Source organism: Clostridium sp. KLE 1755 (assembly GCF_000466465.2).
Classification (GTDB): domain Bacteria; phylum Bacillota; class Clostridia; order Lachnospirales; family Lachnospiraceae; genus Eisenbergiella; species Eisenbergiella porci.
Map to the genome: position 1 here is coordinate 17,599 of NZ_KE992765.1, position 23,810 is coordinate 41,408.

14 protein-coding genes and 1 pseudogene are annotated in these 23,810 nt (G+C 46.3%); 1 reads left to right on the forward strand and 14 read right to left on the reverse strand.

All coding sequences use genetic code 11. The features are described 5' to 3' along the window. Positions 1–17 precede the first annotated feature (17 nt). The 3 genes and pseudogenes from HMPREF1548_RS23915 to HMPREF1548_RS23920 form a co-directional block, all read right to left on the reverse strand. On the reverse strand, positions 18–8,591 hold the full coding sequence (locus HMPREF1548_RS23915; RefSeq protein WP_286138209.1) for a hypothetical protein: 8,574 nt from the start codon (positions 8,589–8,591) through the stop codon (positions 18–20). Positions 8,592–10,409: 1,818 nt separating this feature from the next. After that, positions 10,410–10,553: pseudogene (locus tag HMPREF1548_RS30965) on the reverse strand (type II secretion system protein); the annotation flags it as partial. Next, positions 10,550–11,494, reverse strand: a complete 945-nt coding sequence (locus HMPREF1548_RS23920) for a type IV pilin protein (RefSeq protein WP_035323717.1) — start codon at positions 11,492–11,494, stop codon at positions 10,550–10,552. The pseudogene HMPREF1548_RS30965 and the gene HMPREF1548_RS23920, both read right to left, overlap by 4 nt. Before the next feature lie 397 nt (positions 11,495–11,891). On the opposite strand from HMPREF1548_RS23920, the gene HMPREF1548_RS23925 reads away from it, so the two are divergent. After that, on the forward strand, positions 11,892–13,265 hold the full coding sequence (locus HMPREF1548_RS23925) for a sodium-dependent transporter (RefSeq protein WP_021639274.1): 1,374 nt from the start codon (positions 11,892–11,894) through the stop codon (positions 13,263–13,265). An 89-nt stretch (positions 13,266–13,354) separates the two neighbouring features. Here the strand turns inward: HMPREF1548_RS23925 and HMPREF1548_RS23930 are convergent, their stop codons facing one another. From HMPREF1548_RS23930 to fabD, 11 genes are all read right to left on the reverse strand, one after another. Beyond that, entirely contained in the window at positions 13,355–13,882 is a 528-nt protein-coding gene (locus HMPREF1548_RS23930; protein ID WP_021639275.1) for a spore maturation protein, read from the reverse strand. Positions 13,883–14,367: 485 nt separating this feature from the next. Beyond that, entirely contained in the window at positions 14,368–14,979 is a 612-nt protein-coding gene (locus HMPREF1548_RS23935; RefSeq protein WP_021639276.1) for a spore maturation protein A, read from the reverse strand. Positions 14,980–15,227: 248 nt separating this feature from the next. Further along, positions 15,228–15,971: an amino acid ABC transporter ATP-binding protein gene (locus tag HMPREF1548_RS23940; RefSeq protein WP_021639278.1), complete on the reverse strand. Its 744-nt coding sequence runs from the start codon at positions 15,969–15,971 to the stop codon at positions 15,228–15,230. Further along, positions 15,961–16,713 (reverse strand): amino acid ABC transporter permease, encoded by a 753-nt coding sequence (locus HMPREF1548_RS23945; RefSeq protein WP_021639279.1) that lies wholly within the window; start codon positions 16,711–16,713, stop codon positions 15,961–15,963. Before HMPREF1548_RS23945 ends, HMPREF1548_RS23940 begins: the two co-directional genes overlap by 11 nt. 235 nt (positions 16,714–16,948) lie before the next feature. Next, positions 16,949–17,854, reverse strand: coding sequence for a transporter substrate-binding domain-containing protein (locus tag HMPREF1548_RS23950; RefSeq protein WP_021639280.1), 906 nt, complete (start codon positions 17,852–17,854; stop codon positions 16,949–16,951). 246 nt (positions 17,855–18,100) lie between these two features. Next, a complete protein-coding gene (locus HMPREF1548_RS23960; RefSeq protein WP_025487832.1) occupies positions 18,101–19,063 on the reverse strand; it encodes a beta-ketoacyl-ACP synthase III in 963 nt (320 codons plus the stop codon). A gap of 97 nt (positions 19,064–19,160) precedes the next feature. Beyond that, entirely contained in the window at positions 19,161–20,246 is a 1,086-nt protein-coding gene (locus HMPREF1548_RS23965; RefSeq protein WP_021639283.1) for an NAD(P)H-dependent flavin oxidoreductase, read from the reverse strand. Positions 20,247–20,266: 20 nt separating this feature from the next. Further along, the gene (fabZ, locus tag HMPREF1548_RS23970; protein ID WP_021639284.1) at positions 20,267–20,707 is read right to left on the reverse strand and encodes a 3-hydroxyacyl-ACP dehydratase FabZ; all 441 of its coding nucleotides are present in this window, start codon (positions 20,705–20,707) and stop codon (positions 20,267–20,269) included. 12 nt (positions 20,708–20,719) lie between these two features. Continuing rightward, positions 20,720–21,955: a beta-ketoacyl-ACP synthase II gene (gene fabF, locus HMPREF1548_RS23975; RefSeq protein ID WP_035323730.1), complete on the reverse strand. Its 1,236-nt coding sequence runs from the start codon at positions 21,953–21,955 to the stop codon at positions 20,720–20,722. 41 nt (positions 21,956–21,996) lie between these two features. Next, a complete protein-coding gene (gene fabG, locus HMPREF1548_RS23980) occupies positions 21,997–22,737 on the reverse strand; it encodes a 3-oxoacyl-[acyl-carrier-protein] reductase (RefSeq protein WP_021639286.1) in 741 nt (246 codons plus the stop codon). A gap of 66 nt (positions 22,738–22,803) precedes the next feature. Next, entirely contained in the window at positions 22,804–23,709 is a 906-nt protein-coding gene (gene fabD / locus HMPREF1548_RS23985; protein WP_021639287.1) for an ACP S-malonyltransferase, read from the reverse strand. Between the last annotated feature and the right edge of the window lie 101 nt (positions 23,710–23,810).

Below are 23,810 nucleotides of genomic sequence, written 5' to 3' on the forward strand. Positions count from 1 at the left end.
ACTCCTTCCCTTATTTTTTAGGCCTCAGGTTCACCGGCTTTTTCCTCGGTGTTTTTCTGAGTGCTTTCCGTCGGCTGCATTGTATTGCTTCCTGCAGGCTCCGCTTCTTCTGTCTGTGCCTGACTGGAGCCGTGCATTTCTTCAGTGCTTTGTGTTTCTTCAGTACTGTGTGTTCCTTCGGTACTTTGCTGTTCTTCAGTGCTGTGTTGTTCCTCGGTACTTTGCTGTTCTTCGGTACTTTGTTGTTCTTCGGTACTTTGCTGCTCTTCAGTACTGCCTGTTTCCTCACCGCTCTGTGATTCTTTTTGATGTTCTTTATCACTGTCGGATGATGAATTGCCGGATACGGAATTTTCTGAAACCGAATTACCGGACACACTGTTTCCTGATACAGACAGTCTGTTGCTGCTGGTTTGGGCCGATTCAGCTATTAGCCTGGGAACCTTTTCACATTTATAAAGGCTGTACCCCTGATTTTCTTTCTGTATTTTCTCTTCAAGCGTCCCGGTTCCATCCCATTCAAGCATACAATTATTCAAAGATGTTTCATCATCACCCTTAATAATTTTCGCCCAGACTCCAAAATAAGAATCAGCAAAGCTGGACTCCTTATCCAAATTCAGATTAGCTGCCGTTACATTAGAGGTGTACAAATATTGCCTTTGTTCACCGCTTATCTCGTCAACATCCGGAAGCATAAGTGTAAAAGTATAGTATGGTTTATTCTCCTTTACTTCCGTCTTTATCCTCAGAATAGGAGACATCTTCCATGTCGTCTGGTTCCTGTTAACCTCGAAATAGAATTCATTATCCGACCAGGAGCCCAAATCGTACTTTATAACTCCATCGTTTTCATCCACGCCCTCTATTTCTACAGGTTCACTATCTTTGTTAGATGCCTTAATCTGAAAACTGTTTTTATCCTGAAGATAGTCAATCTGAAGTGTCAGACCGGCCGGATTTTCTGAGAGCATATTTTCCAGCATCAGCTTATAGTTCAGGGAAAGGTTATCTTCATTGGCATTCCATCTAAGGCCCGGATGTGTTACCACAAAATTTCCTCTCTTTTCCTCAATGGAGATTTCCTCCCATTGTGGAGTCCCCAGCCTCACGCCGGGCAACTGCTTCACATAATAGTCAGACCATTCCGAACTAATGCTGGATGTATCTGCAATCCTGAAACGCACTATCAGATACTTACCTGATAAATCTCCGGGCTGCTGTTTCTGCCATGAATTCATTTTACCCGCGTTTAACAGTAGTATTGTTTCTTTCGTATCTCCGCCGGGTGACTCTGTCAAAACCGTTTCAGGACATAGAAGTTCTCCTTCCGGTTCCCCATTTTCATCAAATGTAGCACTGTCGTATATTCCCACCTCAAACTTATAGGAACCCTTCTGGCTGCCCTTGGAACTGGCAACGACTGCATTAAGCTTCATTTCAGAGAATTCTGCTATACTCATTATGTCCGTATCCAAACAATCAGAGTCAGTGTCTGAGTATTTCAAAGAATACATAACATCATCGGGAATCAGTATTCTCTCGGGAACAGTAAAGGACAAATGAATCCCTTCTTCCGAATCTGTATAATCAGAGTCCGATTCTTTTGCAACGGCATTGACATAAAATTCAATATCAAGTCCCTGGAACAGGTTCAAGTCGCATTTTTCCAGAATTGCTTTTTCTGCATCACCTGATACCGTCCCCAATAGAATATCATATCCTGCCTCCGAATCACCTGTGACATGCGTATCGCCATAGATTTCTTTTAATTTCTTAATTGTATCTTCGGAAGGCATATTTTCATCTGTGAAAGGCATCAAAGCATGTATTTCATAGCTGTCCAGGTGAGGTTTGTATTCATCTCCGACTGCGGTCCACTTGATATCATATTCCAGTTCGTCCTGATTGTTGTCAGTCAGGCCAATCATGGGCCTGGTTATCTGAGGCAGTCTTAATGCCACCTTAAATTCCTGAGAGCTGTAGCTGCAGAACTTATCCACTATATCAGACAAATTAATGCTTTGAACACTGGTCTCTCTTATTGTACCAAGCTTAGTGATACTCAATTTTACTTTGTTGTATTGCCATTTAGCCATGTCAACGGCTAAGGTATTTGTGCCAATGATGACATTCTCCATACCAGTAGGATATATTTCCTTTTCCGCACCATCCTTGGTCGTTCCTGTCAATTTTACTTTATATTGATCTCCCTCACCAAATGCCTGGTCATCCCAAGTGAAAATACATTTATTATCTTTGATCACATAGCTGTCTTTAATAGCAGGGATGTCCTGCCTGGCCTTACTGTCCAGGGAACATGTTACCATGCTATACTGTGTATAATTACTATTCGCCAGAATACTGCTGTAAAGAATATTATATAGCGCATAATCTCCCTCTCCACTGGCTCTTTCTATTATGTAACCCTTCTTTAAACCACTTGCTGCCTCTCCCTCAGTTTTATAAATTCCTGAGTATTGCTTCACTTTCTCTGCTGTCATTGGCGTCTTATTCAGCATATACCCATAACGAACTGCTTCTCCCTGTGTATTCCACAAGTAACTGCGAACTGAAAAAGAGGTAACCTTATCCTTGGTATGAAACAGATAATCGGTTAAATCCTGAGCTACTCCATTCAAATGAATCTGTGTTTTCTGAGAAACACGGGTCACTCCGGATGCTGCTGCAACATCCAGCCCAATAACGGGGTCATACAACAAAATCTCAGATCTCCAAAATGTTGAATATTGTAAATTATTCTCGCTTCCAGTATATACAATACGATACCCAAACTCATCTTCATATCTGCCTGATGCCAGCATTTTAGAATCACCGGTTTTCATATTAGGGGTAATGATAGTCGCACCTTTCAGCTTATCTTCACTGAAGATAGAGGTTTGAACAGAGTATTTTTCTGAATTAAGAAACTTACCACTAATATTGGATATTGCCTGAAACCATAAAATATCCTGATTCATTATTTTCGTCTCAAAAAGGTTTGAAGTACCAATTCCAATTCCATTTTTATCAAAATTTTCTTCTGATATTTTTATATTTTTGTTGTCTACTGCACTTAAGATAATGCTGCAATCATAAAAATTACCTTCTTCATCTTTATATTCCTCAATATTTTCAAGGCACAGAGAATATTTATCATCCCTATGCTGCAGATAAGCCTTCGGTATGGGCAATGCCGGATGTACTTGTTGTCTGCAGGTAACTTCCCAATCGGAATTACTATCCTCACCATAGTAGCTTATTGCACAAACTTCCGCTGATAAATATTTGCCTGCCCAAGAATTATCAATAAAAATTTCCACATTGGTCCCGGAAGGTACCGCAATTTCTAATGTAGAATCCGGATTTCCTCCTGACTCTGAACTATAAATATTTACCCTTACTTTATATTGGTATGCATAATCAACCTTATTCCAGCTTAACTTATAAGGATTCGCCTTTCTATCAAGCTTCAGAATTGTTGGTTTAGCTAACCCCTCGACCGGATATTCCGCACCTTCCAATTGGGCATCTATTTTATTGCAAAGATCCTGCGCAGTTAAATTCGTGCTTACCGGATTATCATCCAGGATTGGAATATACTCCGTATTGTTCGAACGGACTGCTTTGTATTTACCCGTTTCATTAGCCTCTACACACAAAGGTTCTGTGGAATCTATAATATTCCTTCTGCGTGTTACCCCATCAACAAAAACATCCCATAAGGCAAAGTAGCCGTCTCCGCTGCTCACATCCAGTTCTATTCTCAACCCATAAATAGCTCCTAAGCTTGTAAAGTCTATTTTCTGTGCTTGTTTTGAAGACTCTTCATTTGTCAAATCATACCCTTGCTCACGTACTTCATATCCAACCGTCTGCTCCCATACTTTATCTTGACCATTTTCCTTTAGGGTCTCATATTCTCCGTCCTTTTCTTTTAGTACGGAAATCTTGAACTTATATGTCCGTGTCTTTGATTTATCTGAAGCTCCATACCATGACAACAACATATACTGCGGTGAGACAGATATATACTGGCCATTCTGCTTGAATCGGATTGTCAGCTTATTATTGTTGGAATTATTTTTCATACTTGCTGAATAGTAAGTATTATTAAATAAATCCACTGCCTGCTCAGGAGGATTCTCCTTATTTTCTATTCCTGTCGCTTCCATATATATTGGGTCACCGGTTGCACGTCCATTTACAAAGTAAAAATTATTCGCAGACGTTTCTAATAACTTAGCAGTAGTTACTGGATGCCTAACTTCAGCAACACCATAACAATTCTGCATAACTATCGCATTTCCTTCATTTATGATCCCATTAAAGGATGAATTAACTTTACCATCTGTGTTATATCCTTTACCGTAATTACGACAGCCAAGCAGATTAAAGGTGTGGTGCTGCTGTTTCCAGCAAATACCTGCTATATTAGTTCCTTTAATATCCCCGGTATTAACACATTGGCTCAACCGAATCTCAATTCCATTAGATTTTTTCCCTAAAGTTGATAATATTCCTCCCCCACTGTTTGTAGTAATATTCCCTTCATTCCGGCATTCTGATATCTCTACCTTTTCATTATCATTCAGCTGAAGTATATATCCCACTATCCCGCCAGATAGCGTATTGGCATTTATTAAGCCCTTATTGGTACAATTGCTGAGAACTCCTCCTTTATATTTCCATTGACCAATGATGCCTCCTACCCTTGCATTCCCAGTAATTGATCCTTCATTTACACAGTTGTATATTTTGCGTGAAGAGGAGACCGAACTTTCAAGTCGCCCCATAATACCGCCCGCGGAATTATTGAATTCATTATTGCCTCCCCCTTTTGTTACCGAGGAACGATTCGTAAGGCTATATACGCTCTTATCACTGCAGTTATAACCGATAACACCTCCTATTGCCATATCCGTCTGATAATTTATTGTTTCAATGTTCCAGGGCTCCCCATCACTGCCAACTTTTCCGCCAGTTGTACATTGATAGATTTCCCCTGTACTTCCCTGATATCCTACCATCCCACCGACGTTACCGGTTACAGCATCCACTTTAACTGCCTTGGCATCATGGCAGTCTATATCATGAATACTGCCTTCATTAAATCCCGCAATTCCTCCCACATATCCACAACTGGCCGTTTTCCCTTTTTCCCAGGCAGTAATTACCGTATCTTTTGCATCGGAATTATGCCCCAGTTCCTGGTAATTCTTCTTCAAAGATGCCCATTCAGGTACATCCTCCACTGCAATCTTACATTCATAGATTTCTCCGCCGCCCGTATTCTTTCCGGCAATTCCTCCCACGCTTACAATGTCGTTGGAGTCACCGGTAGCCCGTACTGTTCCTGTAAAACTGCTGTTTATGATTTTATTATCATTCTGTCCGGCAATTCCTCCAAAGCCTCCGTTAGAGCCTTTGTAACCATTAACGATCGCAATACTTTTTACATTACAAATCGTGCCCGAATTGATTCCAGCCGTACCTCCAAACCATCCTGTCTTGGCTTCGTCACTACAACCTACCTTGGCATAGACTGCCGCTTTGTCCAAATTTGCATTAATCCGGACACCATCAATACGCCCCTGGTTTTCTCCAGCGACTCCTCCGACCCGGCAATTCATGGAAGCAGATATTACCTCCACATAATTACCATTATCATCCCCTGCCTGAAAATAACAGGAATTGTTGTTCTCCTTTGTTTCTCCAATTGTTCCGCCTGCTTCATTCAAACCTGCAATTCCGCCCAGCCAGGCCGCATTTGTGCTATCAGAAGGATTTTTTACAACGGTCTTTTTTACCATATAATAGGCTATCTGGCCTGCATTCTTTCCTGCGACACCTCCCGCATAGGTCCCTCCTGTAATCGCTGTAACATTTTTTTGAGGTTCTATTCCACCGCCGCTTATCATTGAACCGGATGCATTAACCGCGGCGATTCCTCCGCAGATTCCCTTTCCTGCGAATACATCTGCATCTGTATAACAATTCACAATCCTTCCACTGTTATACGCAGTAATTCCTCCTGCATTTCCTCTGCTGGCATCCACCTTCCCCTGATTCCTGCATCGGGAAATAATAACATCCCCATCCGTATAACCAATGATCCCTCCGGCATTTCCCACATAATCGCCATTCTCTTCGCTGCCAGTAACCGTTACCTCAGCAAGGCTTACCAGATAATCAGCAGCACCACCATCAACAATACCGAAAGAAATTGGAGCATTCGTAAGATTTCTCATATACCCCAGGAAACCGCCCGCATAGCTTCTCCCCTTAATGCTGACAACAGCTCCGGTCTTCATATCCACATCGTTTACCGGTCCATAATTAATACCTGCAATACCTCCAATGTAGGATGCGGTTCCGATACCTCCGGCCCCCTCTATTGCCAGATTTACAAGAGTAAAGCCCTTTATCGTCCCTGCATTAAAGCCGGCGACCCCTCCGCCACTGATATCTGACAGTGTTATTTTCCCGGAGATTTCTTTCTTTTGTGATTCTGTCGTACTGATTTCCCCGTAATTCTCCGCCGTCAGGCCGCCAACTGCTGCCTTTCCTGTAAAAATAGCAGATGAGGCAAGAGTACAATCCAGAATTTTTCCCGTCTTTTCATTTCTGCCTACAATGCCGCCTATGTAAGAAGAGTCCGTATCACCCAAAGACTGTGCAGCGCTGCCTATTATCGTTCCTTCGCTGATTTCCGCCAGGCCACCGGAATAGGTTGCTCCACCCTCTGCGGTAACCCTTCCGCCATTATAGCAATACTTGAGCGTTACTCCCTGGGAAACGCGTCCGATAATCCCTCCTGTATAAGAATATTTTACTATTTCTCCATTGCTGCTCAGATAGGTATCAGTTTCACTTGTATAAGTTATCTTAGCAGGTTCATATTCTCCATTTTCACCTTTTTTCAAAGAAGTTTTTTCTTCACCTGTAAAGCTGTCAAGGGAACGTACTGCGGACAGATTGGTAGCGTATTGGATTTCAAGCTTTGACTGGATATCATTTCCGCCTATAATACCGCCTGCCGCTATACCGGCGCTGATTTCCGAAACATTGCTGATCCGTTTTCCGCTGCCTTGATTATAGGAATTTCGATTATAAGATCCATTGGTCGTATCCAGAATTATTATACCAGGCGCAGTTTCATCAAGACCCGCCGAATTAACTCCGCTGTCATTTTCAAGCTGTTTCAAAACCTTTCCGGATTTGTTTTCCTCTCCGTCCTCTATTTCTGTAATTGTACAAAGCCTTTGTGTTTCTTCTTTTATTTTTTCCTTATCACCAGTTCTCACCAGTCGGTTATAACCGATATAGCCTCCTGCAAAACCTCCGCTTTTCCCTGTGGAATCCAAAGCGCTGATCCGTCCAAACTGATTGGAAACCTGGCACTGCAAATAAACTGTCTTTTCAGCTGCTATCAGATTTCCTCCAACGCAGCCTCCTGTAAACCAATTACCTTTAACGAGATTCGGAGAGGCAGTCATCACTCCAGCTTCGGAACTTTCCGGAGTAAACGCATAAATATCTGCTGATGTATTACAGCCTATCAGGCCGCCTACAAAGCAGTTTCCTTCTATCAGACCGCCCTCCAGGACATAATTTGATAAAAGCCCCATCTGTGCATCAATATCATTATACCCTACAAGGCCGCCTGTATAATTATTGCCTAAAACAATAACGGAAACCTTCTTTTGATCCTCAGCCTTAATTATTCCGTTATTGTATCCGGCTATTCCTCCGGTATAGTTACCTCCCAGGCCATCTTCTTCATTCCATTTCTTAATATTGTTTAATATTGTTTCCCATTTTGTGGAAGGAATCTCCAGTGTTGAATAGCAATTAAGCAGACTGCCTGTATTATAGCCTGCAATACCACCGGCATATTCCGAGAAAGCATATGCAATGCCTTTATTTTCCCAGTTTTGAATAATCAAATTCTTCTGTGCTGTCTCTAACGGCTTCCCATCCTTATCAATCGCCGCATTGAATCCTACAATGCCTCCGACATATTGTTTGCCGATCACAACAGCAGCGCTGCTTTTGCCATCCCCATCTAAAATACTCTCCTGAGCTCCTTCAGAGGTCCATCCCCCTATGATGCCTCCGATATAACGGTTTCCCCGAATAATGCCTCCTGTGGTTTCGCATTTCGAAACCTGGCATTCATCCTCGCAGTATCCGGCTATTCCGCCTATATAATCGCCAATAAAAGTACTATCCCCCTCAACATCCTGGATCCCATCCGGATATAAATTCACCAATCCATAATGCTCCAAATCCGCAAGGGTTTCTTTCCCCATGACAGAGGTACAGCCTGTTATCGCACCGCCTTTTTTATAGCCCACGATACCGCCCAAATACTTATAGACAGCTTTTTCATTGGCACCAGCTTTTACCGCGGCCAAAATTCTGCCTGTATTACTGCAGTCTATAAAGCCGGCCTTATCCGGTGTGGTTTTTCCTCCCCCCGGTTCTGATCCAACTCCGCTCGCACCCACAATTCCACCAACACAATATCCGCCTGATACTTGTGCGGCATTGCTGAGTTCCTTATAGTCCTCCGTCGGCAGTATCACCTCTTCCGTATTTTCGTCACTGGCGACATTAAGCAAATCACTTCCGGCAATTCCGCCAACATATCTTACTCCCGTCACATAGCTGCGGCCAGTCATCTCCCTGATATCCTTCTGGCTTTCTGAAACGGAAATATTCTGAAGGACACCTTGGTTTAAGCCGCAGACAGTTCCTGTATAGCTTTTTCCGTCAACCCTTACATCTGTAATTTTTAGTCTGCTTATCTCACCGTAATTAACCCGGAAAATACCGAGGGCGTACCGCTTTACAGCCGTAAGATCTCCTTCCCCCGCAGTTTTTGTCTCTCTAAGCGTCAGCCTATGGATCTGTTTATCCGCACTCAACAAGCTGCCGGCAGCAGTATAAGTGCTGTTTTTTCCTAAATACGGAATCGCAGGAAATGGCGCATAATCTATATTTTTCTTAGGCTTGGGTGGGTCCTCAACTTCCACCCCTTCCTCCTGATCCGTTTTAACCAAATCTCCTCCGTCCGGTTCTACCACTGCCGATGTTATTCCAGGCATTAATAGCTTTGTATCAAACAATTTCCTGTCTTCAACAATACCATCCTCTCCGCTCCAGGTAAAATCTTCCTTCTGGGTATAGCTTATTACCTTTCTCTCGCAAAGCTTCTCCATGTATCTTATGTTATAGAGATGGCGCGCGTTATTTATGGTAAAGTCAACCTCCCTTTTGTCAGAGGAATCCTTCCGGCTTCCCATAAAAGGATTTTCACTGTTGGATATCATCTGCTTTCCTTCATAAGACTCGGTAAACGCCGATACCTTAGCATATATGGAAGGTGTATCTATATTAATACCTGTCTTTACGTCCTCCTCCTTCGTCATCTGAGAGGTAAACCGCAGAAAACTATATGTATTCTTATAATTAGCATAACTCATGGAAAATGGTCTGCTCTGAAGTGACTTATCCAGAATATCCGCCGCTTCATAATCCACTCCATCCAAAATAATACAGATTTCACCTTCTTCATTAATAGTAAGCTCAATAGGCAGTACTGCCGGCTCCTCCGAAGCACCCTCATCAGAATATCTGTAAATTTCGGTTTTTACCATATGGGTTGTTGCGGCATTCCCATCAGAATCCGCCAAATCATTCCCATTAATAATAAAGGATATTTTCTTTCCGCCGTTCTTATCATCAAATAGTTCTATTCTATAAGAATAATCAAGAATAAAGGGCTGGTTCTTCGAAGCGAGGGAAAATCTGAGAACAAGCGCCTCTTCGTTATCCAGCATAACCTTCCTTATAGACGGTTTACCGAAAACCCCGGGAGGAGCCTCCTGGGACAGATCGGTATCATAATAACCCATAAGCTGTTTTCTGCGCTGTCCTTCGTCTCTACGAACCTGTAAATTAATTCCCATTGTCCGGCCATCTGAACCGGTATTATCTGAATAATCAAATGTATTTGCCTTATCACAATAGCTTACAGAATAAACGGTACCATCAGATACATCAAATTCCAAATGGATTGCTGCATTAAAAATCCCCTTATCATAAACATAATTTTTCAGAAGCTGATAGAGCTGGGACTCTTTAAGCCTGTCCTCCGTCATATCCATAGTTATATCAAGATAGGAAAGTGAACGACTATTTTTTAATTCAAAGGCGCTATCCGGCACAGTTCCGGAATTTTCACCACCATTATCTATGTAATTTTCCAGTTCCCCGAGATTTCCTCCCGCATCCATATGGGCCAGAGCAGACTGTGCCGCAGAAAATATCGTCTGAGCGTACTCATTGTTTTTGTTATACAGGGCATTGTGCTGCCAGGATATAATACTGACAAAACCTCCTGCTAATAAAATCCCCAAAATAACAATTGTGACTATTACTTCCACTAAAGTAAAACCATTGGAATTTATCTTTAGTATTTTTTTACGCTGTTTTCCATTTCTGCTAAACATAGCACTCCTCTTTCCTGCATGGTAAAAGTTCATTTACAATTTGTAAGTGGACACAATGAATTGTTTCCATCATTGTTTATTTCACCTTTCCAGTTATGTTTATTAATAAATTTATCATTGACGCAAATATAATAGGTTTTTTCGTTCTCCATTTCAATTATTGTACCTTTACTAATACTAATACCGCCTGTTTTCACCGCATTACCAATTTCAGCTGCGGTCACAACTTTTGAATCTGCCGTAACTGGAATCACTCCTTCAGATATACTGACTTGATATGAATATCCACCATCCTCAGAATTAGAATATGTAATAGAAATACAGTTTCCCGGATTAAAATAGTATATATTTTCTTCCTCATAAATCCATAATACATTATCCGTAAAGTCACCTTCTTCTACCTTCTCCGCATTTGGATGTTTTTTATGATAATCCTCAGCAAAATCTGCTATACTTTTTACCAGGAGACTCGATTGCTTTTTCTGTGACCCCTGTGACAAAAAAATACATCTATCTCCTGTTAATCCACCTGGTTTCCCATTATTTTCCGTTTCTGTTCCCTCTGCAGAGCTACTCTCCTGCACGTCTTCCGTAGAATTCTCCTCCTCGGTCAACGTAGGCACAATTTCCCCAATTTCAATATTCTGGGTTTCCCCCTCTTCATGGAACGTACCGTCCTGCCCATGCCCCGGATAACTGCACTTTACTGTATCCTTATCTACCGCTGTATATATTCCGCCAGCAGGGCACTGTATTTCCGGATTGTTTTTAATGATTTCTTCCATCGATGCCCCGGGTGACTGCGCCCGTTCTGCTTCAAGCTTCAAAACCAGCGCCTTCCTGTTAATTTCACAGTCAGACGCTTTTCCTTTATCTATATATGCCATTAATGATGGAACCGCTATTGCTGCCAGAACGCCAATAACCGTTATTACAACAATCATCTCTATTAATGTAAATCCCTTTTTATCCATGTGTATATCCTTCCACATAAAATGTACAATCGAACAACGGTCATTCTTCCAATCTCTTATATAATAATGCATTTTGCTTATTCCCACTGTCCATCCAAAACGTATCAACATACAGAAAATACAAAAAATTATAAAAAAAATAAGCTTAGTTAATAATATCACATGAAGATTGCATCTACAAGCCGTATATCCCGGTAATCCCTTTAATCTTATAGAAAAAACAATAGACCAATCATGAAAATAAGCATCCTGTAGATTTATTATATTTTAGTAATCATATTAGATAAAATAAAATCGAAGAAACTACTGCCAGACTGATATAATTCCCTATTGACTTCCCCCACCTTCTCTTATATGCTGTTTAAAGTACACACAATTTTCTAGGGGGAATTAACTTATGGAAAAAAGAGAAAAGTTCTCATCCCGGCTGGGCTTTATCCTCATTTCAGCCGGTTGTGCCGTTGGTCTGGGAAACGTATGGCGTTTTCCCTACATTACCGGAAAATACGGCGGAGCCGCCTTCGTGCTCATCTATCTTGTCTTTCTTGTAATACTCGGCCTTCCCATCATGGTAATGGAATTTTCAGTGGGCCGCGCCAGCCAGAAATCCGCTGCCCGCAGCTTCCACGTATTGGAGCCAAAGGGAAGCAAATGGCATTTCATGGCCATTCTTGCCATTGCAGGCAACTATCTCCTCATGATGTTCTATACCACCGTAGGCGGCTGGATGCTCGCTTATGTCATTAAAATGATACGCGGGGAGTTCACCGGCCTCACACCGGATGAAGTGGGCGGCGTTTTTAACGGTATGCTCGGACAGCCCGGTTCCATGACCTTCTGGATGATCGTCACGGTAATCATCGGCTTCCTCGTATGCAGCCTCGGCCTGCAGAAGGGTGTGGAACGCGTAACCAAATTCATGATGGCCTCCCTGTTTGTTATCCTGATCATCCTTTGTATCAGAAGCGTTACCCTGCCCGGCGCAGCCGAAGGCGTCCGCTTTTACCTGATACCTGACTTTCATAAAATAACTGAATATGGCCTGTTTGAGGTTGTCTTCGCTGCCATGGGACAGGCATTTTTTACCCTGAGCTTAGGCATCGGCGCCATGGCTATTTTCGGAAGCTATATTGCCAAGGAGCACACCCTTACCGGTGAGTCCATCCGTATCTGCACGCTGGACACCATCGTGGCCCTGCTGGCCGGGCTGATCATCTTCCCTGCCTGCTTCGCTTTCCAGGTAAATCCCGGAGAAGGCCCCGGACTGGTGTTCGTAACCCTGCCCAATATTTTTAACCAGATGGCCGGCGGACGTATTTTCGGCACCCTGTTCTTCATCTTCATGAGCTTCGCTGCCCTGTCCACCATCATAGCCGTATTTGAAAATATTTTAAGCTTTTCCATCGATTTATTCGGATGGACCAGGAAAAAAGCTGTTGCGGTCAACTTCGTGTTAATCCTTCTGCTTTCCCTGCCCTGTGTTTTCGGCTTTAATATCTGGAGCGCAATTGCTCCGCTGGGCGCAGGCTCCACGATTCAGGATCTGGAAGACTTCATCGTTTCCAATAACCTGCTTCCCCTGGGAAGCCTGGGATACCTGCTGTTCTGTACCAGCCGCTATGGCTGGGGCTGGAAGAACTTCATTAAGGAAGCTGATTCCGGCAAAGGCGTGAAATTCCCTCAGTGGTCGCGTATTTATGTAAGCTTCATCCTGCCCGCCATCGTATTGTTCATCTTTATCATGGGCTATGTACAGAAGTTTGTTAAATAACATTTTCTTAAAACATCATTTCGTTTATTATATTTGAGAGCATAAAAGGAACAGGGCCGCCTGTTCCTTTTGTAATGAAAAACTTATTTTCAAATTATCCCTGCCAATACAATACTGGCAATAATTCCCGCCGCCGTAGCCGTCAGCGCACCAGCCAAGGTATATCTGGTCTTCGTAACCTTTGCCGCCATAAAATACACACTCATAGTGTAAAAACAGGTTTCCGTGCAGCTCATCAGAATAGATGTCATCATGCCTATGTAAGAATCCGTACCATAATTTTTAAAAATATCCAGCACCAGTCCCGTTGCAGCCGAAGAGGAAAACAATTTGATAAAAATCAGCGGCACAACAGGAGCAGGCAGCCCCATCGGCTCCGTAAGCTTCCCGATCAGCCCGCCGAAAAATTCCAGGAACCCGGATGCCCGCAGGATCCCCACCGCCATCATCAGCCCGATAAGTGTGGGCATAATCTGGATTACCGTCTTAAAGCCATCCTCCGCTCCTTTGATGAAATCTTCATATACATTTGTATGGTGAATCACTCCATACGCCACAATATAAAATATCAATGCCGGAATAATAATATTTGACAGATTCGCCAGTGCATTCATCATAGACGGCATACCTCAGCAGTCATTCTCTAAACAATATATGCAACCTCCGGCCTGTTCATGATTCGATGTTTTATGCCTGCTGTCCCTATAACAGTTTTCAGTCTGCTCTTCCCAGCCAGTCCCTGGTCATATGTCAGAAACCCCTGCTTATATCGTAAATAAACATCATATTATTATAGACTAATGAAAGACCTGTCATCTGCATTTATCGTAATACTTCTTTTGCAGAATTCTCAGTATATTTTAAAGTATTATAAATTATATTCAGAATTTACTTTATAATTTTATTAATTTCTAAAATAATCTGTATATTTACAAGCTTTCAGCATGAATTTCTAAAGATTCCGGATTATACTCTCCGGCATATCACTCCACACTGAACTAAGCTATCTGAACCGGATTCCCGCCGGAAATATCAGTTTCCCCCGGAAGAGCAGGACAGAATTCTAAAGGTTCTGAAATCCCTGAAAAATATTTGAGCAGAATCACCCGCTCCCCTTCCTCCCCCGGTCCATCACCTTAATAAAAATCACCCCCACTATCGTAGAAAATAAAGTGGCAATCAGTCCCGGCATGATCACCGCCGTAGGGTTCACGCTCCCGTACTGGCTCCTGTATGCAATAATCGACACCGGAATCAGCTGCAGGGATGAAATATTCAGAATAAGAAAGGAACACATTTCATTGCTCGCCGTATGTGGCGACTTCCCTGTTTTCCTGCACTCCTCCTCATTCAGCTTCTGCAGCTCCTCCATGGCCTTCAACCCCGCAGGCGTGCAGGCCCAGCCCAGTCCCAGGATATTGGCAATAATGTTGGTGGAAATATACTCCCTTGCCGCATGGTTCTTAGGGAGCCTGGGAAACAAAAAACTGACAAACGGCTGAATCCCCCTTGTCATGGAGGCAATCAGCCCTGAATTCTTGGCAATCTCCATCAGCCCCACCCAAAGCGCCATAATGCCCACCATGGTTATACACAGCTGTACCGCCTCACCCGCGGACTCCAGCGCCCCGTTTGCCACCGCCTCAATATTGCCCGTCAGGGCCCCGTAAATAACCCCTATGGCAATCATAACCGCCCAAATATAATTCAGCATATAAACCCTTTTTTCGCAGCTGTCCGTTGTCCGCGCAGCCGCCTTTTTTCTACCATTATATTTCCCCGAAGCATAAAAAATGCCTGCATAAGGCCCCGGCCTCCCGCCGGCATTTCCTTATACAGGCATCCCTATTTTCAAAAACAGACATTTTTATAATCAGACATTTTTATAACCAGATATTTTCATAACCAGGCTTTTTCCATAACCAGACAGCTTCCTGTCCCGCCAAAGAGCCCCGCTGCTGCCTACAACACCTTGGAAAGGAACTCCCGCAGCCTTGGATTCTTCGGATTGTCAAAGAATTCCTTCGGCGCGCTCTCTTCCTTGATAATACCGTCATCCATAAACAGGACACGGCTTCCCACTTCCTTGGCAAAGCCCATTTCATGCGTCACAATGACCATAGTCATGCCGTCCCTTGCCAGATCCGACATAACTCCCAGAACCTCTCCGACCATTTCCGGATCAAGCGCGCTGGTAGGCTCGTCAAACAACATCACATCCGGATGCATGCACAGGGAACGCACGATGGCGATACGCTGCTTCTGCCCGCCAGACAACTGAGAAGGATAGGCATTGGCCTTTTCCGTCAGACCGACCCGATCCAGAAGCTGCATGGCCTCCTGCTCAGCTTCCTTTTTCGGACGTTTCAGCAGCTGGATGGGCGCAAGCGTCATGTTCTGCAGAATCGTCTTGTGGGGAAACAGGTTAAAATGCTGGAATACCATACCGATATGCTGCCGGTACAGGTTAATATTGGCCTTGGGATCGGTGATATCCTTTCCCTCAAAAAGAATCTGCCCTGCCGTAGGCTCCTCCAGCAGGTTCAGGGAGCGAAGAAAGGTGGATTTGCCGGAACCGGAGGGTCCCACAATCACCACTACCTCGCCCTGGGATATGGTGGTGCTGATATTTTTAAGGACCGAGATATCCCCGAAGGATTTGCAAAGGTCCCTGATCTCAAATAAAATCTGTCCGTCAGCGTTCATTTGTACGCAGCCTCCTTTCCAGTTTGGAAACACCTGCCGCCAGCAGGGATACGATTGCCAGGTAAATCACTGCAACGGCAATCAGGGGCATGAATGCGGAATAAGTCTGGCTCCGGATAACATTGCCGCCGTGGGTCAGATCCGTCAGGGCGATGTAACCGCTGATGGAGGTTTCCTTGAGGAGCACGATAATTTCATTTCCCAGCGCGGGAAGCACATTTTTCAGCGCCTGGGGAAGAATGATATGCCACATGGTTGCCGGATAGCCAAAGCCCAGGCTTCTGCCGGCTTCAAACTGCCCGATATCAATGGCCATAATGCCGGAACGCACGATTTCCGCCACATATGCGCCGGAGTTGATGCCGAAGGCCAGAATCGCCACCACCCTTTTATCTATGGTAACGCTTCCGAAAATTACATAATACATAATCAGCAGCTGAATCATCGTAGGCGTACCGCGGATTACCGTCAGGTAAAGCTGGCAGATAAAATCCACAAGCTTAAACAGATAATAGCCCAGCAGCTTCCTAAAATAAACACCCTTCTCCTTGATTTTCGCAGGCTTCTTTATCCCGCTCTTCACTGCGCTGGAACGGACAATCGCCACCAGAAAGCCCAGAACCAGACCAAGAATCACTGCAAAAAAAGTAATCAGCAGCGTAGTCTTCAGTCCGTCCGTCAGATACTTCCAACGGTCGTCCTTAATGAAATTCAGATAAAACTGATCCAAAAAATTTTGCATCTAAATACCCTCCGCCATTTCTCCTTAGTATATTTTTACTACCCATCAAAAAACTGCACTAACTTGTACACCAGCCACGCGTTGTCAGACACGCTGATAAGGTCTGGCTGATGCGCAACAAACGGGCCCATGGTATTTCATGGGTCCGCCTGTATCATACACACTCTGCCCGGGAGAAAAATCCTCTCCCAAATCATTTTCATTAACTCAACGCATTTACCGCGCCATGCCATTATCACTCTTTCACAATAATAACCTGCTTGGAGCTCGCATAGGAATCGGTAAAGTCAACGCTCTGCAGACGATCCTCTGTAACTGTGATGCCCGCAACCCCGATATCAGCCTTGCCGGACTGGATTGCATTGATAATGGAGTCAAACTCCATGTCTTCAATCTTCAGCTCATAGCCCAGTACGTCGCATACTGCCTGTGCCATATCAGCATCAATTCCAACCACCTTGTCTCCCTGATAGAATTCATAAGGCTCAAAATAAGCGTTGGTTGCCATTACCAGAGTACCGTTGGAACGATCCACGTCAGCAGGAGATTCATAAGGGAACTGTCCCTTGGTGTCATCCCCGATATAGTTCTTTACAATATTATCCAGCGTTCCGTCGGCCTTCAGCTTCGCAAGCGCCTCGTTAATGCTGGCGGTCAGCTCTGCGTTGTCCTTGGAAACACAGATGGCATAATCCTCTTCTGCGAAGGGCTCTTCCAGAATCTTCAGTCCTGTAGTATTGGCTACGAATGCCTTTGCGGGCTGCTCATCGATCATCACGCAGTCAATCTTTCCCTGCAGAAGCGCCTGGATAGCGTCGTTTCCTTTGTTGAAGCGTTCTATTGTGGAACCCTGTTCCTCGTAATCGGATGCAAAAATATCGCCTGTCGTTCCCAGCTGGACACCGATGGACTTTCCGGGAAGATCATCAACACTTGCCACTGCGCCCTCTGCTGCTGCCGTCGTCTCCGCTGCTGCGGTGGATTCCGGCGCCGCATCACTTGCCGCCTCTGTGGCTGTTGCTGCGCTGGAAGCCTCAGGTGCTGCTTCGCTTGTAGTTGTAGTTCCCTGTGCGCTGCTTCCGCATGCGGCAAGGGATACCGTCATGCATACAGCCAGTGCTGTTGCTAAAAATTTTTTCATAATTACTCTCTCCTCCTCGCGCTTTTACGCGCCTTACAAAAATAAAACTGTATAAATATACATTAATTATAATTTATATTAACATATTTATCTTGAAACACAAGCGGTATTTTTCACAAAATAAAGGCAGGAAACGGAAAAGGTTTCTTTCAACTTTTCCATTTCCCGCCGCATCAACTGAATAGTTATAAATTTTATAACCGTTCCGCGCGTTCATCGCTGTATTTTTTACCACTCCATCACTGCTTACCACTCCATCACTGCTGTCCCCCAGGAAAGCCCGGCGCCGAAGCCGCAGAGCACGATTTTATCCCCGCGGGAAAGGCATCCCTTCCTGTTGATCTCATCCAGCAGGATCGGCACGCTGGCCGCGGAGATATTTCCACAATGATCCAGGCTTACCGGGAACTTATCCACAGAAATATGAAGTCTTTTCGCTACGGACTGGATAATCCGCAGATTCGCCTGGTGCAGGAAAAAATATTTGATATCCTCCGCCTGCAGTCCCGCCTGTTCCAGAGCCTTATGTATGGATGCCGGAACCGTGGTCACCGCAAATTTATAGACCTCCTGGCCGTCCATATGCACATAATCCGGTTCGTTTCCGGTTGCCACCAGCGGGTTGTTATTCCCTCTGCCGCGGCAGACCAGCGCGCTTCCCCTGACACCGTCGCAGCCCTGATCGAAGCTTAAAATCCCTGTTTCCTCCCGGGCAAGCACCGCAGCGCCCGCGCCGTCTCCGAACAGGACGCAGGTGCTCCTGTCCGTCCAGTCCATAATTCTTGACAGAGTTTCCGCCCCCAGGACCAAAGCGTTCTGAAAACGCCCTGTTCCAAGAAACGCATCCGCAGTTTCCAGTGAAAACAAAAATCCGGAACACGCAGCGTTAATATCAAAAGCCATCGCTTTTTTTGCCCCCAGACGCGCCTGCAGCTCACAGGCCGCGGAAGGAGTCACATGATCCGCCGTAATCGTGCCTACCACAATCAAATCCAGATCCTCCGGTGCAATTCCCGCCTGCTCCAGGGCCAGCCTGGAAGCCTGTTCCGCCATATCCGCAGTGGTTTCTTCCCTGACAAGCCGTCTCTCCCGTATCCCCGTCCGGCTGGTAATCCACTCATCCGAGGTGTCCATTCTTTCGGAAAGCCAGTCGTTGGTTATGATGGTTTCCGGAAGGCAGCTTCCCGTTCCTATTATTCTGCTCGTCATATCTGCTCCCATCTGCCCGCCGCGGCGGGCATACGGCCGAAAGGGGCCATATTCCTGTCTGATATACCGTCAGTGTACCTGACAGTGTCAATCCATTTTATTCAAAAGCGGACGCAAGCTCCGCAAAAATATCCGCCGTGCTTTCTATCCTTTGTGCCCTGTAAGCGTTGCTTCCGCAGAAAAGAAGACCGTTATCCACATCTCCCTTTACCGCATTCACCAGCGCTTCCGTAATACAATAGGGCGTCTCCTGCGGTTTACAGGTTTTAATACAGCCATGGCATCTGCCATGGGGAACCGGCCCTTTTGCCGTTCTTTCCAAAAATGCATTGCGGATGGCGCGTCCCGGCATCCCCACCGGGCTCTTTACCAGCACGATATCTTCCTTTTCCGCGTTGATATAAGCCTGTTTAAAGGCAGGATGGGCATCACATTCCACCGTCGTCACAAACCGGGTGGCCATCTGGACGCCGTCAAGTCCCATATCCAGCCATTTGCGGGCTTCTGCGCCCGTATAGACGCCTCCGGCCATTACTACCGGGATTTCCCTGTTTCCGGCCCTTCCAAAGGCTTTTACGGCCTCCAGGATACGCATGACCTCTTCTTCATAATGCATCCCTTCGATATCCTCAAGCTGTTTCCTGTCAAAACCCAGATGGCCGCCGGCCAGAGGCCCTTCGATCACCACCAAATCCGGCAGGTAATTGTACTTTTTCATCCAGTATTTCATGATGACATTTGCCGACTTCACGCTGGAGACGATGGGAGAAAGCTTTGCCTGGCGGATTTCCCCGTCCTCCCGCTGTACGCCGGAGGCGGCCTCCGGCAGCGTCACAGGCAGTCCGGCGCCGGAAATAATCAGATCCGCGCCGGCTTCCGCAGCAGCCTTTACGTAATCCTCATAGCCTTTTGTGGCCACCATAATATTTACGCCCACAATACCGCCGGCCGCCAGCTCCTTAGCTCTCCGGATTTCCTTTTTTACCGCACGCAGATTGGCGGTATGGGGATTTACCTGGTAATCCGGCTCACGATAGCCGATCTGTGCCGTGGAGATTATGCCGATACCACCCTGCGCGGCCACTGCGCCGGCCAGCCCCGAAAGGCTGACTCCCACGCCCATGCCCCCCTGTATCACAGGAAACCTCGCCGTTAAATCCCCGATTTGCAATTGCTTGATCATTTTACTTTTCCGGTCCCTTCTCAGGCTTTTTCCGGCGCAGTGACAACAAAGGTCAGCTCCGCCTTTGCCACCAGCTTTCCGTTGACAGTGGCCTTTGCACTGCCCACGCCCACCGGGCCTTTTACCTTGATAATTTCTGTTTCCAGCATGAGCACGTCACCCGGAACCACCTTGCCTTTGAAACGGGCGCCATCAATACCGCCAAACAGCACCAGTTTTCCTTTATTTTCAGGCTGGCTGAGTATCGCCACTGCCCCCGCCTGCGCCAGCGCTTCCATGATAAGCACTCCCGGCATCACCGGCTCCTTTGGAAAATGGCCCGCAAAAAAAGGCTCGTTATAGGTCACGCATTTTTTTCCCACCGCGCGCACGCCCGGCTCCAGCTCCTCAATGGTATCCAGAAGCAGAAAAGGCTGTCTGTGGGGGATGATTTCCATAATTTGTTTTGTTGAAAGCTGCATAAGGCTTTCCTCCTACTCCACGAATTTTTTCACCAGAAGGCTCGCGTTGTGCCCCCCAAAGCCCAGGGAGTTGGTAAGCGCATAGGTAAATTCTTCCTCCACAGGCTCTTTACAGTAATTGAGGTCACATTCCTCATCCGGTATCTGATACCCTACTGTAGCATGAATAAAGCCCTCCTGCAATTCCTTCACGCAGGTAATAAACTCAACCGCCCCTGCCGCGCCAAGCAGATGCCCTACCATGGATTTGGTGGAGTTGATGCGGATGCGGGAAGCCTGCTCCCCGAAGGCCAGCTTAATCGCCCTCGTTTCAAACAGATCGTTCAGGTGGGTGCTTGTGCCGTGGGCATTGATATAGGTAATATCCGTAAGCGCCGCGCCTGCGTCCTGCACCGCGCATTCCATGGCCTTTGCCGCCCCGGAGCCGTCCTCCGCAGGTGAGGTGATATGAAATGCATCGGAGGAACAGCCGTAGCCCACTACCTCCGCATAGATTCTGGCGCCTCTTTTCCTGGCATGCTCCAGCTCCTCCAGGATGACAACACCCGCGCCCTCTCCCATAACGAAGCCGCTTCTTTCCTTGTCAAAGGGAATGGAACATCTGGAAGGATCCTCACAGGTACTGAGGGCTGTGAGCGCCGTAAAACCGGAAACGCCGATAGGGGAAATGCTGCTTTCCGCGCCTCCCGCCACCATCACGTCCGCATCCCCGTACTGGATGGTACGGAATGCTTCCCCGATGCAGTTGGTTCCCGTCGCACAGGCCGTAACCACATTGATGCTCTTGCCCTTCAGGCCGAACTGGATGGATACGTTTCCAGCCGCCATATTGCTGATCATCATGGGCACCAGAAAGGGATTCACACGGTTAGGCCCTTTCTCCAGCAGCTTGCTGTGCTCGCGCTCCATCGCCTGGAGGGAGCCGATGCCGGAGCCGACAGCCACGCCCACGCGCCAGGGATCCTCCTGCTGCATATCCAGTCCCGCATCCGCAATCGCTTCCTTGGATGCCGCCACCGCAAACTGGCAGAAAGCCTCCATTCTTTTGGCCGCCTTAAAATCCATATAATTCTTGGGGTCAAAACCCTTCACTTCCGCCGCCAGCTTACATTTATATTCCGATGCATCGAATTTCGTAATCGGTGCAAAGCCTGTTTTTCCTGATTTAACCGCTGCCCAGAACTCCTCTACGGACAGTCCGATGGGTGTAATCGCGCCCATTCCTGTTACCACTACTCTTCTGCTCATATCTGCTCCCATCCTCCCGCTCCCGCGGGATTAAAAATAATTCAGATCGCCATTCCCCCGTCAACGGAAATGACCTGGCCGGTAATATAAGCGCCGCCCTCTCCCGCCAGAAAAGCTACCAAAGCCGCCACATCCTCCGGCCTTCCCACTCTTTTCAGAGGGATCTGTGATATTACCGCTTTTTTTGCATCCTCGCTCATTGCCGCAGTCATATCCGTTTCAATATATCCCGGAGCCACCGCATTTACCGTCACGTTCCGGCTGGCCAGCTCCTTGGCAACGCTCTTGGTCAGGCCGATCACACCGGCCTTGCTGGCGGCATAGTTTGCCTGCCCCGCATTTCCCAGCACGCCGGAAACCGAGGAGAGATTAATAATCCTGCCGCTCTTCTGCTTCATAAAGTTACGGTACAAATGACGGATAGTATTGAAGGTTCCCTTCAAATTGGTATCAATTACCGCATCGAAATCCTCTTCCTTCATGCCTATCACCAGATTGTCCCTGGTAATGCCCGCATTGTTCACCAGGATATCAATGTGCCCGAAAAGCTCCAGCGCTTTCTTCACCATATCCCCGCAGGCCTGGAAATCAGCCACGGAAGCCTGAAGCACCTCCGCCCTTCTTCCCAGTTTTCTGATTTCTTCTGCTGTTTTCTCCGCCTGTTCACAGCTTGCGTTACAGTTTACAATAACATCTGCGCCCTCTTCCGCAAGCGTCAGGGCAATCTGTCTTCCGATTCCCCGTCCCGCTCCGGTCACCAGCGCTGTTTTTCCTTCCAGCATTCTACTTTTCCCCGTCTTTCTTAGTTAACTGCAATAGCTTATCAGGATAGGAACTGTCCATTTTCCTTACAGCTTCTCCAGATCTTCCTTTTTCTCTATATTAATAACGGTTACATCCCTGTTGATTTTACGCATAAAACCCGACAGGGATTTTCCCGGCCCGATTTCCACAAAGGTATCCACGCCGTCTGCAATCATGCGTTCCACGCACTGCTGCCATCTGACGGAATTTGATACCTGCTTTACCAAAAGTTCTTTTATCTGTGCCGTATCCGTAACATAATCCGCTGTCACGTTGGAAAGATAGGGCACCGCAATTTTCTTCAGCGTGATTTTTTCCAGAACCTCCCCCAGCTTCTCTCCCGCGCCGGAAAGCATCGGGGAATGGAACGGCCCGCTTACCTTCAGGGGCACGCAGCGCTTTGCTCCCATGGCTTTCAGCTTCTCAGCCGCCGCATTCACGGCCGCCTCTTCTCCGGTAATCACGGTCTGGCCGGGGCAGTTATAATTGGCAACGCTTACCATGCCATCAATTTCCCCGCAAGCCTGTACTATGGTTTCACTGCCCAGCCCCAGAACCGCTGTCATGGCTCCGCCCACAGGAACCGCCTCCTGCATGAAAATCCCTCTTTGGCGAACGCAGTAAAACAAATCCTTTAAGTCCATCACATCCGCTGCTGCCAGGGCCGCGTACTCTCCCAGGCTCAGGCCTGCCGCCACATCCGGCCTGCGGCCCATCTCCTCCAGTACCTTCAGAATCGCCGTCTCCACGGTTAGCATGGCGATCTGTGTATATTCCGTAATGTTAATCTGTTCATTTTCTTCAAAACAAAGAGCCGCCACATCCAGCCCTGATGCCTCTGAAGCCGCCTGAAATACATCTCTGGCTACGGGGAATTGCTCATAAAAATCTTTTCCCATGCCTATATACTGGGAACCCTGCCCCGGAAAAATAAATGCTGTCTTGCCCATATTCCCTTCCTCTCTTAGAAGGCCTGAATTTCTTGGTGGCTTGGGGAGGTGGCCTCTCGGGAGTTTGTTGAACCGTCCCCTTGCCGGGCAGGGTTTGCTGT